Origin of the sequence: Microbacterium maritypicum, from assembly GCF_008868125.1 — a bacterium.
GTDB lineage: Bacteria > Actinomycetota > Actinomycetes > Actinomycetales > Microbacteriaceae > Microbacterium > Microbacterium maritypicum.
In genome coordinates this window covers 965,526-981,623 of record NZ_WAAQ01000001.1, presented here as the reverse complement: position 1 = coordinate 981,623, position 16,098 = coordinate 965,526, and the positions used below count along the sequence as shown (strand labels likewise).

Annotated in this window: 16 protein-coding genes; 7 read left to right on the top strand and 9 right to left on the bottom strand. The window is 69.3% G+C overall.

Features of this window, described 5'->3' with window-relative positions:
• Positions 1-184: 184 nt before the first annotated feature.
• From F6W70_RS04820 to F6W70_RS04810, 3 genes are all read left to right on the top strand, one after another.
• Positions 185-553, top strand: a complete 369-nt coding sequence (locus tag F6W70_RS04820; protein WP_055864747.1) for a DMT family transporter — start codon at positions 185-187, stop codon at positions 551-553.
• On the top strand, positions 550-873 hold the full coding sequence (locus F6W70_RS04815) for a DMT family transporter (protein WP_127482672.1): 324 nt from the start codon (positions 550-552) through the stop codon (positions 871-873). Before F6W70_RS04820 ends, F6W70_RS04815 begins: the two co-directional genes overlap by 4 nt.
• 72 nt (positions 874-945) lie before the next feature.
• Positions 946-2,292: an amidohydrolase gene (locus F6W70_RS04810; protein WP_151486046.1), complete on the top strand. Its 1,347-nt coding sequence runs from the start codon at positions 946-948 to the stop codon at positions 2,290-2,292.
• Positions 2,293-2,477: 185 nt separating this feature from the next.
• On the opposite strand, the gene F6W70_RS04805 is transcribed toward F6W70_RS04810, so the two are convergent.
• From F6W70_RS04805 to F6W70_RS04770, 8 genes are all read right to left on the bottom strand, one after another.
• Entirely contained in the window at positions 2,478-3,467 is a 990-nt protein-coding gene (locus F6W70_RS04805) for a methyltransferase family protein (RefSeq protein WP_151486045.1), read from the bottom strand.
• A gap of 71 nt (positions 3,468-3,538) precedes the next feature.
• Complete coding sequence (locus F6W70_RS04800; protein WP_151486044.1) at positions 3,539-4,237, bottom strand: alpha/beta fold hydrolase; 699 nt, start codon at positions 4,235-4,237, stop codon at positions 3,539-3,541.
• A gap of 34 nt (positions 4,238-4,271) precedes the next feature.
• Positions 4,272-4,859, bottom strand: a complete 588-nt coding sequence (locus F6W70_RS04795) for a TetR/AcrR family transcriptional regulator (RefSeq protein ID WP_017828786.1) — start codon at positions 4,857-4,859, stop codon at positions 4,272-4,274.
• 47 nt (positions 4,860-4,906) lie between these two features.
• Entirely contained in the window at positions 4,907-5,740 is an 834-nt protein-coding gene (locus F6W70_RS04790; protein ID WP_055873555.1) for an ATP-binding cassette domain-containing protein, read from the bottom strand.
• Positions 5,737-7,521, bottom strand: coding sequence for a dipeptide/oligopeptide/nickel ABC transporter permease/ATP-binding protein (locus F6W70_RS04785; protein WP_151486043.1), 1,785 nt, complete (start codon positions 7,519-7,521; stop codon positions 5,737-5,739). The genes F6W70_RS04790 and F6W70_RS04785 overlap by 4 nt, the downstream gene beginning before the upstream one ends.
• Positions 7,518-8,459, bottom strand: a complete 942-nt coding sequence (locus F6W70_RS04780; RefSeq protein WP_055864765.1) for an ABC transporter permease — start codon at positions 8,457-8,459, stop codon at positions 7,518-7,520. Before F6W70_RS04780 ends, F6W70_RS04785 begins: the two co-directional genes overlap by 4 nt.
• Before the next feature lie 76 nt (positions 8,460-8,535).
• Complete coding sequence (locus tag F6W70_RS04775) at positions 8,536-10,065, bottom strand: ABC transporter substrate-binding protein (protein WP_318278801.1); 1,530 nt, start codon at positions 10,063-10,065, stop codon at positions 8,536-8,538.
• 248 nt (positions 10,066-10,313) lie between these two features.
• Entirely contained in the window at positions 10,314-11,654 is a 1,341-nt protein-coding gene (locus F6W70_RS04770; RefSeq protein ID WP_151486042.1) for an HNH endonuclease signature motif containing protein, read from the bottom strand.
• A gap of 142 nt (positions 11,655-11,796) precedes the next feature.
• On the opposite strand from F6W70_RS04770, the gene F6W70_RS04765 reads away from it, so the two are divergent.
• Positions 11,797-12,177, top strand: coding sequence for a DUF4259 domain-containing protein (locus F6W70_RS04765; RefSeq protein ID WP_151486041.1), 381 nt, complete (start codon positions 11,797-11,799; stop codon positions 12,175-12,177).
• A gap of 6 nt (positions 12,178-12,183) precedes the next feature.
• Here the strand turns inward: F6W70_RS04765 and F6W70_RS04760 are convergent, their stop codons facing one another.
• The gene (locus F6W70_RS04760) at positions 12,184-13,146 is read right to left on the bottom strand and encodes an aldo/keto reductase (RefSeq protein ID WP_151486040.1); all 963 of its coding nucleotides are present in this window, start codon (positions 13,144-13,146) and stop codon (positions 12,184-12,186) included.
• Positions 13,147-13,245: 99 nt separating this feature from the next.
• On the opposite strand from F6W70_RS04760, the gene F6W70_RS04755 reads away from it, so the two are divergent.
• Genes F6W70_RS04755 through F6W70_RS04745 form a run of 3 tightly spaced genes read left to right on the top strand, consistent with a single transcriptional unit; the run spans position 13,246 to position 16,082 of the window.
• Entirely contained in the window at positions 13,246-13,980 is a 735-nt protein-coding gene (locus F6W70_RS04755; protein ID WP_055873573.1) for an SDR family NAD(P)-dependent oxidoreductase, read from the top strand.
• A gap of 21 nt (positions 13,981-14,001) precedes the next feature.
• Positions 14,002-15,126 carry a zinc-binding dehydrogenase gene (locus F6W70_RS04750; protein ID WP_318278800.1) on the top strand — a complete coding sequence of 375 codons (1,125 nt, stop codon included), beginning with the start codon at positions 14,002-14,004 and terminating at the stop codon, positions 15,124-15,126.
• Positions 15,123-16,082, top strand: a complete 960-nt coding sequence (locus F6W70_RS04745) for an aldo/keto reductase (RefSeq protein WP_151486039.1) — start codon at positions 15,123-15,125, stop codon at positions 16,080-16,082. Before F6W70_RS04750 ends, F6W70_RS04745 begins: the two co-directional genes overlap by 4 nt.
• Positions 16,083-16,098 lie beyond the last annotated feature (16 nt).

Here is a 16,098-nt window from a genome sequence, read left to right as displayed (position 1 = left end):
GCATGTGTGAGCGCGCGCCGAGATCGCCGGCGCGCGGGTTGCCGGGTGAATCGGGGGATGCATCCAGCGTACAAGTCGCGGGAACGCGTGCCGAATCGGGACGTCGACGGTGCCCGGTCGCCGGCGGGAATCCCGCGCGCCGCGCGTGCGTTCTCTTCGTCGGATGCTCGATGAAAGGCCGCCGATGACAGATCACCCTCGCCGCTCGGCGTGGCCGCCCCTGCTGCTCGCGATCGCGCTCGAGGTCACCGCGACCCTCTCGCTGCGCGCGGCCGAGGGCTTCACCCACCCGCTCTGGCTGATCGTCGTGGTCATCGGCTACTCCGGCTCGCTGTGGCTGCTGTCCGTCGTGCTCGATCGCGGCATGGCCGTGGGCGTGGCGTACGGTATCTGGTCGGCGATCGGAGTCGTGCTCACCGCAGTTTTCGGCACCGTGCTGTTCGGCGAGCTTCTGGGACCGGTGCAGATCATCGGCGTCGGCGTGATCGTGATCGGCGTGCTGCTCGTCGAGCTCGGCTCGCACACGCGTGAGGCGAAGGAGGTCACCCCATGACCTGGCTGCTCCTCGCCCTCGCGATCGCCAGCGAGGTCACCGCGACGCTGAGCCTGCGCGCCTCCGAAGGCCTGCGCCGGCGCCGCTGGATCCCCGTGATCGTCGTGGGCTATCTCGCCGCGTTCACTCTGCTGGGCACGATCCTCGCGCTGGGGATGCCCGTGGGCGTCGCCTACGGCATCTGGGCAGCGGCCGGTGTCGCGCTGACCGCGGTGCTGGGGCGGGTGATCTTCAAGGACCACTTCTCGGCCATGATGGCCATCGGCGTCGCGCTGATCGCCGTCGGGGTAGGGATGATCGAGTTCGGCGGCGGACACTGACCACCAGCCCTCGTCGGCGTCTGCTCGAGCCGCTCCTCTTCGTCGTCATTTTTCGTCTACACTGGTGGAATAATGACACAGTCACTCCACGGCGACGAGGCCGATCTGATCATCCGCGGCGGCCGCATCCACACCCTCGACCCCTCGGATGCGATCGTCGGAGCTCTCGCCGTCCGTGACGGGGTGATCATCGCCCGAGGCGACGATGCGGAATCCCTCGATGCCCGCGCCGTGATCGAGCTGGATGGACGCACGGTGATCCCCGGCATCAACGACGCCCACCTGCACGCCGCATGGTTGGGCGCACGGTGGCCCCACCTCTTCTTCTCCGACACTCCCCCCGAGGAGCAGCCATCCGGGCGGCTCGTGTCGAGCGCGGGAGAGCGCCGCACAGCGCTGCGGCGGGCGTGGGCGCTGCTGGCCGAACTGGGCATCACCAGCTACACGGAACCCGGGATCGGCCCCGGCGAGGATGACGGCGAGACGGGGTGCTTCGGCTCCGACATGCTCGACACCTATCTCGAGCTGCACCGTGAACGCACGCAGACCTCCCGCGTGACCCTGCTGCGGCTGTTCGGCACGATCGACGGGGAGAGCACCCTCGCCGACTTCGAGAGAGGCATCCGCACCCCTCCCCCCGCCTCGGATGCCCGGTGGCTCGCGGTCCCCGGAGTGAAGATCTTCGCCGACGGCATCCCACCCCTGGCGACCGCCTGGGTCGATGAGCCCTATGCCGACGGCACGACGGGCGGCCTGCTCACCCGTGGCGAACCCGACGCCCGCACCGCCTTCCGACGCATGCTCGAACTCGCCTCGGCTCGCGGCATGCAGATCGCCGTGCATGCGACGGGAGACCGCTCGATCGCCGAGTTCCTCTCCGTGCTGGAGCGGCGGCACGGCGATCACCCCACGCCGGCGGGGCCGCACTACGTCGTGCACGGCGACCTCGCAACGACCGCGCAGATCGCCCGGATGGGGCGGATCGGTGCGGGGTTCGCCGTGCAGCCGCTGATCGCGGCGCACACGCACTCCTGGGCAGCGGTGCAGCTCGGAGAGGCCCGGCTCGCCACCGCCTGGCCGCTCGCCGAGATGCTGACCTCCGACGCCCTGACCACGGTCACCAGCGACTCCCCCATCGCCAGCCCGGATTGGCGACTCGGGCTCGATGCCTCGCTCGCCCTCCTCACCGCTGCAGGGATCGCCGACGACGCGCAGAGCAGGAACCGGCTGCTGCGGTCCATGACCGTCGAGGCCGCCCGACAGGACGGCGCCTCCGCGTGGAAGGGGTCGCTGGAGGTCGGCAGGGTCGCCGATCTCACTGTGCTCGATGGGGACCCGCTGACCCCCGGCCGCGACTTCGCGACGATCGGGGTCGCCCGCACGATCGTCGATGGGCGCACGGTCTTCACCCGCGACTGACCGGCCCACCCGCGACCGACCGCCCCGCGGCCGACTGGCCCGCGGCCGACCGGCCCACCGCACCTCGCCGAGGGGTGGCACACGAAAACGGCGGGCGGCATGCTCTCACATGCCGCCCGCCTCTGATCCCCCTCGGACCAGTCGTGTGCCCCGGCACCGGATCACGTCCGATGCCGGGGCGAGTCTCACACCGCGGTCGCCACGAGCACCCGCGGGCTGCCGGGCAGGGCCACCTTGTCGCGCACCGACCACCCGGCGTCGGCGAGCCATCCGCGCACCTCCGCCTCGGGGTACACGACGGTGCCGTCGATCACCAGGTACTCCCCCGCGTGCAGCGCGTCGAGGCCGCGCTGCTCCGCATCCTCGTCCAGGAAGAAGTCGAGCACGGTCAGGGTCGCCCCCTCGACGGCAGCCGCGCGCAGGTTGCGGAAGATCTGCGCGTTCTCCTGCGCGGAGAAGCGGTGGATGACGTGGTTGGCGAACACCACGTCGTACTCGCCTTCCGGTGCGGTGGTCGCGGTGTCACCGACCTCGACCGCGGCACGATCGTGCATCCCGGCGGCCGCCACCGCCTCGACGATGCCGTCTTCGAAGCCGGGGGCGTAGAGGAAGGTCGTCCGCAACGCGGGGTTCTTCGCCATGACCGACAGCGCGAACTCGGCGGAGAGCCCACCGAAGTCGAGTGCCCTGGTCGCGCCTTCGAGGTCGACGAGACGACCGAACTCCTGCGCGTGCAGGCGGTTGTACGTCATGACGCCCGCCATGAAGGTCGCCCAGCGGGCGTCGTCCATCTGCAGATCGCCCGGCTCGGTGGTGTCGACCGTGTGCGCGAACTGCAGCCAGTGCGGGTAGCTGATCTCGTCGAGGAAGGTGAGGAACGGCGCGAGGTCGATCGCTGCCTCCTCGCCGACGAGGTACGCGGCGGCGTCGTCGGCGAGCTCATAGCGCCCCGCGGCGCGGATCAGCAGACCCTTCGCGGCCATGGCGTCGGCCAGCAGCGCCGCGATGCGCTCGCTGACCCCGCAGCGCTCGGCGATCTCGCCCGCTGTGTCGGCCCCGTCGGCGACCGCGGCGAACAGCCCGATCCGGCTGGCCTGGAAGAGCTGCTTGGAGGCCATGTAGCCGGTGGCGATGTCGAGGATCCGCGCCGCATCGACGGTGGGAATGTCAGTCATGAACGAGCCTTTCAATTTGTCTACAAATGTTGGAAATAAAGGTCATGAAAGAGCCGGCCGCGAGAGGGGGCTCACGCCGCGAGGAACTCCTGCACAGCCCTGCGGAACTCCGCCGTGTGCAAGGCCGAGAGATGATCGCCCGGCACGCGCCGCGCTCGCGCATCGGGGAGCATCGCGGCGAGATCATCGATCCCCGCCGCCATCTCGTCGTCCGCCCCGCCGAGCAGCAGGACGGGCACGGCGGGCGCGCTGTGGCCGGGGACGAAGGGCTCCGCCGCCAGGCCCTCGATCAGCGAGAGCAGGTCGGCAGGACGATTTCCGGGCATCGACACCATCTGGACGATCATGCCCGTAAGCGGGTCCCGGGGCGGGCGGTCGCCCGCGAGAGCCGCTCGAGCCGCCGGAAGATCGACGAACGCGAAGGGCTCCCCCGCGCTGAGTCCGCCGAGCACCAGCCGTCGGACCGCGACACCGGGGTGGTGGGCCAGGTCCCACGCGAGCCGTGCCCCGAGCGAGTAGCCGACCAGGTCGACCTCTTCCGCACCGATGGACGATGCGATGGTGTCGAGCACGACCGATGTCGTCGCGGAGCCGAGCGCGACACTGTCGCCGTGCGCCGGCAAATCGATCACCATACGCGGGCGCTCTCCGAGCACACCCTCCCACTCCCGATCCGGCCAGTCCACGGAACCCCGCGAGGCGAGGCCGTGCAGGAACGCGACAGGACGCCCCTGGCCGGGGCGGTGGGTGACGGACAGGGACACGGTCATGAGACGCCTTTCTCTCGAATGCGGCGCCTCGCGATCAGCGCAGTCGCGCCAGGAACTGCTGGATGTAGTCCTGATAGTCGGCGATGCGCTCGCCCTCGGGATACATGAGGTTGATCACGGTCGCCCCCACGGCGACCGAGATGAACTCGTTCGCGAGTGCCGCGTAGTCCTGATCGCGGATGGCGCCCGCATCGCGCGCCGCCTCCATCCGCTCGACGAGCATCGCGTGCCACCGCCCGAGGTGCGTGCGGTACAGCTCCGTGAGCTGATCGTTCGACATCGCGTACTCCCACAGCGCGAGGAGCACCCGCCCGCTCGCGATCTCGCCGACGCTGCTGGGCAACGTGCCCTCGAGCACCTGCTGCAGCATCCGCTCGGGCGTCGCGCCCTCGGAGATCGACTGCTGGAGCCAGGTGTCGTGCTCGAGCAGCACCGTCTCGAACGTGGCGGCGACGATGCTCTCCTTCCCGGGGAAGTAGTGCTTCAGCGCTCCGTTCGCGAATCCGGCCTCGGCTGCGATGCTGCGCATCGTCGCCGCCTCGAACCCGCCCTTCAGGATGATGCTCTTGGCCACGTCGACGATGTCCCGTCGACGCTGGTCGTGGTCGATGATCTTCGGCATGACGTCCTTCCGGCCGATTCTGCTGCGTGGAGTGTTCCGGCCTGGAGCTACCGTACCGCCGCATCGCGCACCTCCCGCAGAGCGAGCCACTGGGCACGGCGCTCGCGTTGCGCAGCCGGATCGGCGACGGGCGATGCCAGACGGAGCCGCTCGGAGTACGGATGCTGCGGAGCGCGGGTGACCTGCTCCCCGGCACCGACCTCGACGAGTTCGCCGCGATACATCACGGCCACCCGGTGGCAGACTCTGCGCACGACGCCGAGGTCGTGCGAGACGAACAGGTAGGCCACGCCGGTGTCGCGCTGCAGCTCGATGAACAGATCGAGGATCGTCGCCTGGGTCGTGAGGTCGAGCGCGCTCACGGGCTCGTCGCACACGACCAGGCGCGGGCCGCGCACCAGCGCACGGGCGATGGCCACTCGCTGCCTCTGCCCACCGGAGAACTCGCTCGGATAGCGATCCATGGCGGCCGACGGGAGGCGCACGCGATCGAGCATCTCCCGCACCTTCGTCTCGGCGGCCCTGGCGCCGATCCCCGTCGTGAGAAGGGGCTCGGCGAGGATGTCTCCGATCGTCATCGCCGGATTCAGCGAGCCGTAGGGGTCCTGAAACACGACCTGCACGTCGTCGGCGAGCGCTCGGCGCGCGCGATGGCTCAGACGGCTGATCTCCTGCCCGTCGAAGCGGATGCTGCCGGCGGTGACCGGAGCCAGCCCGAGGATGGCCTTGCCGAGCGTGGACTTGCCCGATCCCGACTCCCCGACCAGGCCGAGACACTCCCCCGGCGCGATGTCGAGAGAGACGCCGCGCAGGGCGCGGAACGCCCGCCGTCCGCGGCCGTACTCCACGACGAGGTCGTTCACTTCGAGGAGGGGGCTCATGCGGGGACCCCCGTCGTGGTGCGGTCGAGTTCGTCTCGGCCGACGGCGTCGTCGAGCGAGGCGGCGATGAGCTCCCTCGTGTACGGCTCGGCCGGGGAGGCGAACAGGGCGTCGACGGGACCGGACTCCACGATGTCGCCGCTGCGCATCACGATCACGCGGTCGCAGATGTCGGCCACGACGCCGAAGTTGTGCGTGACGATGAGAAGTGCCATGCCGTACTCCGCCTGCAGCTCGCGCAGCAGCTCGAGCACCTCGGCCTGCACCGTGACATCGAGCGCCGTGGTGGGTTCGTCGGCGACGAGGAGTGAGGGCTTGCCGGCGATGGCCCCGGCGATCAGCACGCGCTGCGCCATCCCCCCGGACACCTGGTGCGGGTAGCTGCGCATCACACGGTCCGGGTCGGTGAGGCCGACGCGCACGAGCATCGCGCGTGCGCGCTCCTTCGCGGCCGACCTGCTCAGCCCCTGCGTGCGGCGCAGCGGTTCGATGAGCTGATGACCGATCGTGTACGACGGATCGAGGTTGCTCATCGGCTCCTGCGGCACGTAGCCGATCGTCCGCCCGAGCAGGGCCCGGCGCTGCTTCGGGGTCGACGATGTGACATCGACCCCGCCCACCCAGATGGCGTCGGCGGTGGCGCGCCCCGTCGCGGGGAGGAGATCGAGCACGGAGAACACGGTCTGCGACTTGCCGGATCCCGATTCGCCGACGATGCCGACCACCTCGCCCGGCGCGACGTCGAGGGTCACGCCGTGCACGACCTCCGTCTCCCCGGTCGGCGTGGCGTGCACGACGCGGAGGTTCTCGACCCGCAGCGCGGACCCCTCCGCCGAGTGGTGAGCGCTGCCGGTCGGAGCACTGACGGGCATCGCTGCGACCTCATCGCGCTTTCGCCGGGCGACCCGGGGCGTCCGCACCTGCACGAGCTCTGCGAGGGTCGACCCCATGATCGCGAGCACGGCGATCGTGAGTCCGAGCGCGGCCGACGGCCACAGCAGCATGAGCGGGTACGTGAGCATGAGTCGGAAGCCCTCGAGCATCATGGCGCCCCAGCTCGGGACGTTCGAGTCGCCGATGCCGAGGAACTGCAGCCCTGCCTGCATGCCCATCGCGATCCCGGCGGTCAGGGCCGTCTGGATGATGACGGGCGGGTACACGGCCGTGATCACATGGCGGAAGATGATCCGCCCGTCGGACAGACCGGAGACGCGCGCCGCGTCGATGTAGGGCTCGCCGCGCACGGCGAGCGTCTGCGAGCGGGCGATGCGGAAGTAGCCCGGCACCATGAAGACACCCACCGTGGCCATCAGCAGTTCGAAGTTGTTGCGCGAGCCGGCGGCGACGACGAGCAGGATGATCATGCCGGGGATCGACTGGAGGGCATCGCTGATCCAGGTGGCGGCCCTGTCGAACGCTCCCCCGAAGTAGCCGGCGGCGACGCCGGCCGGCACGCCGATCACGAGTGCGGTCACGATCGTGATGAGCGCACCCCAGAGCGTGGTGCGGGTGCCGTAGATGAGGCGGCTGAGGATGTCCCGACCGGTGGAGTCGCCACCCAGCAGATGCTCCGGCCCCGGCGCGGCCTTGGCGGCGGACAGGTCGACGAAGTTCGGATCCATCGGCGCGAGCAGCGGCGCGAAGATGCCGACGAGCACGATGAGGACGAAGATCGCGAGCGGGATGTAGCCGCCGGGGTGGCGGAGGAAGCGCCGGAACAGGCTCGATCGGCGCTTCTGCGCTGCCCGATCGAAGGCGACGCGGATATCTGTCGTGGTCATGCGACGCGCACCTTCGGGTTGATCCAGCCCAGCACGAGGTCGAGCAGGAGGTTGATGAGGACGACGAAGACGACGGAGATGACCGTGATGCCGAGGAGCATCGGGATGTCGCCGTTCTGCGAGGACTGGTTGGTGAGCTGGCCGAGACCGGGGAGGCTGAAGATCTGCTCGACCACGATCGCGCCGGAGAGGAGTCCGACGAACATCAGCGCGATCACCGTGAGCGCCGCGGGTGAGGCGTTGCGGAGGATGTGCAGGTTCACGCGGGCGGTCGAGAGGCCCCGGCTGCGCAGCGTGCGCACCCAGTCCTGCCTGCTCTGCGCGATGACGGCGTTGCGCAGCTGCTCCGCGACGGCGACGATGCCGCCCAGCGCCAGCGAGATCGCCGGGAGGGTGATGGAGCGCAGCCACCCATCGACGGACTGCGTCGGGGGCACGTAGCCCACTGCGGGGAACCATTTCAGCTGTACCGCGAGCCACATCACCAGCACGAGGCTGACCCAGAAGCCGGGGAGCGCGAACAGCACGACGGAGATGCCCTTGATGACGCGGTCGAACCAGGTGCCGGGGCGCAGACCCGTGATCATGCCGAAGGCGATCCCGACCACCGCGGTGATGAGCGTCGCGAAGGTCACGACCGAGAGGGTCACCGGGACCTTGATCGCGAGCTGCGCGCTGACCGGCTGGAAGTTGCGCCAGGAGACGCCGAAGTCGAGCAGCGCGGCATGCGACAGCCAGTCCCAGAACTGCACCAGGAGCGGACGGTCGAGGCCGATCTTCTCGGCCAGCGCCGCCTGTTGCGCAGGACTCGCCGTCGTACCGAGGAGCGATGCGGTCGGGTCGCTGATGGCGAGGTGCGCCAGGAAGAAGGTGCCGATCGAGACCGCGACGAGCAGGAGGATGCCGGACAGCACCCGCTTCGCCGTGAACACAAGCATGGAAACCTCTCGGGGGTGGAGGGGTCGGAGGGGGAGGATGCCGGGGCGGCCGACGTCGCGGCCGCCCCGGCGGGCGTCAGCCCTGGGTGATGTAGCGCAGGGTGGGGAACATCATCCCGACGATGGGCTGCAGCTGGATGCCGGAGGCCGTGTAGTAGATGTTGTTCGCCTGGTACCAGACAGACCACCACGCCTGGTCGACGAGCGCCTTGTTGAGCTCCTCGACGGCGTCGGTCTGCGCCTCGCCGCGTTCCGTCTGCACCTTCTCGACGAGCGGGGCGATGACCTCGTTCTGGGCGTAGTCGGGTGCGGGGTTGAACCACTGCACGCTGGTCACCTGGCGCGCGACCGTCGCCACGTCGTTGCCGTCCATCGCGAGGAACGAGATGAACATCGGGTAGTTCGGCGCGTTGAGCTGGTAGTCCGGCATCTGCATGTTGTCCCAGGTGACCTTCACGCCGAGCTCGGTGAGCGCCTGCTCGGCCGAGGGCTTCCACATCTCGAAGATCGGCGACATCGGCATGGAGATCTCGAAGCCGTCGGCGTAGCCCGCGTCGGCCAGCAGCTTCTTGGCCTTGTCCATGTTGTGGGCGTAGGTCTCGTTGAGGGCGGGATCGTTGATCGTGCCGCCGTCCGGGAAGACCTGGTTGGTGGCGACGCCGGCACCGCTGCCGACGGCGGCGAGGATCGCGGCACCGTCGAACGCGTAGTTCAGCGCCTGCCGGACCTCGAGCTTGCCGAGGGGCTCGCTCTTGGCTCCGGTGTGATCGGTGATGACGAGTCCCGCCCAGCCGGAGACGCGCTCCGCGGTGTTCCAGCCCTGCTGCTTCGCCTGCTCGAGGTTGGCGACGTCGCCGTACTGCACATTGATCTGGCCGCTGAGCATGGCGTTGTGCCGCGCTGTCGCATCGGTGATCGGGAAGATCGCGAGGTCGGCGAACGGGTAGGCGTCGGCGTCCCAGTGGTCGGTGGTCTTGGTGAAGTGGTACTCCGCGCCGGCGATGCTGGTGTCGCCGTCGAGGACGTAGGGTCCGGAGCCGATGGGCTCGCTGCCGAGGGTTCCCGCCTCGATCGCTGTCGGAGAGACCACGTAGCTGCGGCCCAGCCCCATGAAGTAGAGGATCGTGTCGTCGCGCTGGGTGAGGAGGATGCGAACCGTGTCGTCGTCGACCTTCTCGAAGGCGGAGACGTTCAGATAGGCCTCTCCGGAGCGCGCGCCCTGCTTGAGGTAGTCGAGGCTCGCGATCACGGCGTCGACGTCGACCGGGGTGCCGTCGCTGAACACGGCATCGGTACGGATGTCGAGGTCGATGCTGAGGTCGTCGTCGGCGACGGTCCATTCGGTCGCGAGGGACGGGACCGGCTTGCCGTCCGCGTCCAGAGCGATCAGGGCATCGTAGACGGCGGAGAGGTAGGGGCCGTCGAAGCCGATGTCGGCGAGCGAGGGATCCCACGACGTGACGTCGAGGAAGTTGCCGATGTTGAGGGCGTCGGGGCCGTCGGCAGCACTGCCGTCGGACGGGGAGGGTGTTGCGCCTGCGCTGCAGCTGGTGAGCGCGAGGGTCGCGGCCACGGCTGCGGCGAGCGCGAGGGGCATTCGTTTCATGGTTCCTTCTCTCGGGTGCAAGGGTGGTGAAGAAGGCTCGGAGTGCCGCTGACCGGAGGCCGGATCCGGCGTCACCTCGATGTGTCGCGCTGGTTAGTCTACATGCGTGGAAAAAGAGCGCAAGAGCCTTTCGCTTCCCTGGCGGCCCCGCTCATGCCCCGGCGTGCACCGGGCTTGTCCGAGCGTGCAGGCATGGTGGAGCGCCGGTCGCCGGCGAGACGCGCAGGCAGCGTGCTCAGGCAGCGCGTTCAGGCGGCGATGTCGAAGCGCGCCCTGCCACCCAGGCGCGGAGCCCGCGCAGGGTCGACCGTGGCCGGTGGGAGAAACCACACCCTGCCGCGGCTCCCACCGCCATCGATACGGATATCCCACCCGTTGTCATGGATCCGATGGTGGCAGGTCTCGCACAGCAGCACGCCGTTCGAGAGATCGGTCGGACCATGGTCTCGACTCCACCATCGGATGTGATGCGCCTTCGTCATCTCGGGCGGCAGCGCGCACATGGCGCATCCACCATCCCGCTCGACCAACGCCAACCGTTGCGAGCGCGTGAACAGGCGCTTCTCCCGACCCCAATCGAGCACTTCGCTCGCCGCACCGAGCACGCAGGGGATCACTCCCCCGCCTGCGGCCATCCGTCGCGCCGCGCCGACGCTGACCGGCTGCTCGATTCCGTCGATCTCAGCGGAACCGGCGCCGGCTTCCAGGTCGTCGAGGCTCATCCGCACCACGACGGTCGCACCCGCCAACGGCACCCGGGCGTCACACTCGAGAACGTGGCCCGCGAACACGGACAGAGCGTCGGCCTGGATCATTGGAACGGTGCGACGATCGGCGTCCGGCGCGTCCGGCGCGGCCGCGTTCTTTCGCGCGGCGAACGCGGCGGTCACGTAGCCGCGGATGGCCGTCACGACAGGAGCAGCGGTCTCGGCGTCGAGGACGGCGTTCAGATGCACCATCCCGTCGCGCTCATGAATGGTCAAAGCTCGGCGGGAACGCTGCTCCTCCAGGCGCGGCTCCACCCCATCCGGGTCCAGCCACGCCTCCGCCCTCACGACCAGCTTGCGCACGTCGTCGAGAGCGAGCCCGACCGCCTTCTCCACCAGCAGAGACTCCGCCTCGGCGACCCGCACCGGACCCACCGAGACGCGACACCGATCCAGCAGGGCGATGATCGCGGCAGCCACCTGAGCACTCAGGGCGCCGGACCCGAGCGCCTCACGCACTCTCGGATACTTCGCTGGCAGAGGCGCCCCGAGGAGATCCTCGCGCGGCGCGACCGCTTCTCCGACCTTCACCAGCCGGGTCGCATCGCCACGCGAGACGCCGACGGTCGCCGCGATCAACGTCGCCGGATTCCGGTAGCCCTGCTGCTTCGCGAGACCCTCCGCACCCAACTCGGGACGAGACTCGCGCGAGATGCATGCCGCGACCTCGATGTGCACCGCATCCAGCCGCCGCTGCAGCACTCCGATGGATGCGCTCACGGCGATCAGCTGCTCTCGCGACAGCTCACCGGATCCATCGGCGTCGGCCCACGCCGCATCGAGGCGGGACATCGCCTCGTGCAACTCGACCAGCTTCGACATGATTCGATTTTACCGAATCACCTCTCGAGATTCGAACTCATCTTCGAATAAATGCCGGCATTCTGCCGCTGACCCTCCGCCCGACACCACGCTCACATGGTTCACTGGGTCCGACCGCAACAGCCGACAGGAAGAGGAAGACATGGGTACGTGGGGACCGGGAAACTTCGACGACGACACGGTCGCCGACGCACTGAGCGAGATCACCGACGAGCTCATCGCGAAGATCTCCGAGGTGTTCGCCGATGAGGACGACGACACCGAGCTGCAGCCGGACGAATGGGGCGGAGCCATGGCTCCCGCGTGGTTGGAGATCCTCACCGACATCGGGTCCGCGGGGCGAGTGGGTGCCACATTCCCGTCGAGCAGCACGCTCGAGGGCTGGCGAGACCGGTACATCCGGGTCTGGGACGACTACATCGACGAGCTCGAACCGGACGAGGACTACCGCACCGACCGACGCCAGGTCATCGTCTCGACGTTCGAGCGTGCCGTAGCCCTCGCGCACGAGCGCGAGGCGTAGCCGACTTCACCACACCCCGTCGGCGCGTACGTCACGGTCGACCCAGCACCCGGCGAGCGCCGCACGCACCTCGGGACCATGCGCGAGCGCCAACGCGAGTGCCACATGGTTCTGCTCCAGCTGCGCGAGCTGGGAGGCACCGAACAGCACGTTCGCGGTCGCGGGGTTCGAGAGGCAGAAGGCGATGCCCAGTGCCGCCGGTGTGACACCGAATCCGGCGGCCACCCGCGCGACCTCGGGGTAGATCGCGGCGATCTGCTCGCGGATCCCTCCGACATCCGCGCCGATCTTCCGCTCGGGCAGCCGCCCGGTGGCGAGGATCCCACCCTCGAAGACGTCGGACGCCTGCAGGGTGAGCTCGCCCGCATCGAACAACGCCCCGTACGCCTCCCCCTCGGCCATCGATCGGCGCGCGATGCCGTATTTCAGCTGTGCGAACGCCGGTGCGACAACCCCCTGCGTCTCCGCCTCGTCGAGAGCCTGCCTGGTGTGGGCTATCTGCCAGTTGTTGATGCCCCAGCTGTCGATGAGGCCTTCCGAGATCAGCGCATTCACCTCGGCGACGAGGCGCGGCATGTCGGGCGCCTCCCCGTAGTCGCCGACCACCACCGTGTCGAAGCGTTCGAGGCCGGCCCGCCCGAGCGACTCGACGAGCTGTGGACGAAATCCCTGGTTCGGCCAGTCCCACAGCCACAGTTTGCCGCACAGGGTTATCCCGTCGCGATCGACGCCGCTCGCCCGCAGCGCCTCGCCGAAGAGGATGTCGGTCCTCGAGTTCTCGGCGTGCGGACCCATGTTGTAGTACGCGATGTCGAAGAATCCGGCATCGAGCTCCGTGGCTCTCCGGATCAGCGCGACCGCCTCATCCTTCGACATCCGGTCCCAGGTGTTCCACGACCCCAATGCCAGCGGAGGCACCGGCACCCCTCCGTGCTGCAGTGCCGTGCGGGGATATGTCGATTCGGGCATGAAGGCTCCTTCGTCTTCTCTGACACGGGGTTGTGTTTTTCTATGTTTGTAGAATATAACGGAGTCACCCCGTCGCAGCACCCGTCAGTGAGGACGAACATGACCGCATCCCCCCGCCGCATCCTCGTCACCGGTGGAGCCTCGGGCCTCGGCAGAGGCATCGCCGCCGCGTTCGCACGGGCCGGGGACGAGGTGTTCATCGGCGACGTGAACGCGGAAGCCGTGCAGAGCGTCGCGAATGAGCTCGGCGCCACGGCCGTGCACCTCGACATCTCCGACGAAGCCTCCGTGCAGTCGGCGGCCGATCGACTCTCCGCCGCGGGCGGACTCGACGTGCTGGTGAACAACGCCGGCGTCGTCGCGGGCGGCGGCACCCTGCAGGAGGTGCCCGTCGAGGCCGTCGACGCCGCCCTGCGCGTCAACGTCCGCGGCACCTTCCTCATGCTCCGCACGTTCGGGGCCCTGCTGGCGGCGACCGGCGGCGGCTCGATCGTCAACATCTCCTCGATCGGCGCCCGCCAGCCCACCCCGGGTCTGGGCCACTACGAAGCCACCAAGGCGGCGGTCGATGCCCTCACCCGCACGGCCGCCATCGAACTCGCCGGATCGGGGATCCGCGTCAACGCCGTCGCCCCCGGTCCCGTGCTCACTCCCCTGACCGCCGACTTCGCGTCGAACCCCGATGCCCGTGCGGCCTGGGAGTCGCGCATCCCGCTCGGCTCGATCGCCGAAGTCGACCAGGTCACCCCGCTCGTGCTGTTCCTCGCGAGCGACGCCGCCAGCCACATCACCGGGGTCTGCGTCGCCGTCGACGGCGGACAGCTCCTGGTCTGACCGTTCCCCGGAGACGACACCATGACCCGCACCGCAGAACTGCCCACCACGACCCGCGCCGCCGTCCTCACCGCCCACGGCGAGCCCCTGACCCTGCAGGAGCTGCCGCTCCCCGCCGAGATCGAACCCGGTGCCGCCCTGGTGCGCATCACCTGCACGACCCTGTGCGGCACCGATATCGAGATCTGGGAGGGGAAGATGACCTTCCCCGGCATGCTCCCCATGGTGCTCGGCCACGAGATGGTCGGCGAGATCGTCGCCACCGGCCCCGACACCCGTGATGCCCTCGGCCGCGCCCTCTCCCCCGGCGACCGCATCGGCTGGTCGGAATCGACCTGTGGCGAATGCCACGGCTGCGTCGTGCTGCGCGAACCGGTGGCGTGCGCCCGCCGCGGCTACGGCTTCCTCCAGCGCGCGGACGTGCATCCCTTCGCCACCGCGGGTCTCTCCGCCTACGCCTACGTCACTCCGGGCGCCGCGAAAATGCTGCTCCCCTCCGCCGTCAAGGACACGTGGGCGTCGATGGCGGGATGCGCCGCCAAGACCGTGCTCCGCGCGTTCGAGCGTGCCGGACGCATCCGCCCGGGATCGAGCGTCGTGATCCAGGGCTCCGGGGCCCTGGGCATCTTCGCCACCGCCGTCGCGAAGATCGCCGGCGCCGGCCAGGTGATCACCGTCGGAGCACCGTCCGCGCGCCTGGAGCTGGCCGGGCGCTTCGGCGCAGACGCCGTCGTCGACTTCCGCGACGGTCCCGTGGTCGACCAGGTCCTGGAGCTGACGAACGGACGCGGCGCCGACCACGTCTTCGACTTCGCCGGGGCCCCAGGGGTGGGACCGGACGCCGTCGGGATGGCCGCCCAGCGCGGCACGATCGCGATCGTCGGTTCGACCGGACCGGCAGGAGACGGATTCGCCCTCAGCACGATCATGGGCAAGGAGCTCACTGTCGTGGGATCCCTCAACGGCGACATCTCCGACTACGCCAGGGCCGTCGACTTCTTCGCGGCGTTCGCCGACCGCTTCCCGTGGGATGACCTCTTCAGCGCCCCCGTCGGCCTCGCGGAGGCCTCGGCGAAGATCGCCCGCATGCACCATCTCGATGAGGTCAAGGCCGTCATCGACCCGAGTCTGTTAGGACGACCATGACCACTCCCCTTCCGCGCCGTGAGATCGGGCGCAGCGGCCTGCACTCCTCGCTGTTCTCGCTCGGCTCCTGGCACACCTATGACCGGATGGACTTCGCCGACGCGGTGGCCATGCTCCGCGAGGCCGTGGATCGCGGAGTGAACCTCTTCGATGTCGGGTTCTACTCCGCACCGGGTGCCCCACCGGTGTTCACCGACGTGATCTTCTCGGCCATGGTGCGCGCGGCGGGCCTCGACCGCGAGGAGTGGCTGCTGTCGTCGAAGCTCTGGCTCGAGACGTTCGACACCGAGGGCTTCCGCCCCCAACTCGACAACGCCCTGATGCGCGTGGGCGTCGAGCACGCCGACCTCGTGATCCTGGGAGACCTGCGCCGCGACGACCTGGATCTGCGCGATCTCGTGCTCGATCTGGCACGCCTGACCGATGCCGGTCTCATCCGCGCCTGGGGAGTGAACAACTGGTCGGCGTCGAGCATCCAGGCCCTGATCGACATCGCGACGGACGAAGACGTGCCCGGCCCGCAGATCGCGCAGCTGAAGTACAGCGTCTCGCGACGTGCCATCCCGGACGGAGCGCCCTTCACCGGCCTGTGGGAGCAGGGACTGACATTGCAGGCCTCGGACTGCCTCGAAGGCGGCATCCTGGCGGGCAAGGTGAACGGCGACCGCCAGATCGGTCGCGACCCCGGCGACATCCGCGGGCGTATCCTCGCCGATGTCCCGGCGTTCGCGGCACTCGCCGATTCGCTCGACGCGTCTCCGGCACAGCTCGGCATCGCTTTCACCCTCACGCACCCGGCTCTCACGACGACGCTGTTCGGGGCGTCGAGCGTCGCTCAGCTGCGCGCGAACCTCGTGGCCGTCGATCTGGTCGATCGTGTCGGCGCCGCAGAACTGCGCCGCCTGGTCGCACCGTTCTGGGCGGACCGCGGCATCCTCGACCCCGAAGGCCCCTGAACCGCCCCCGCCACCA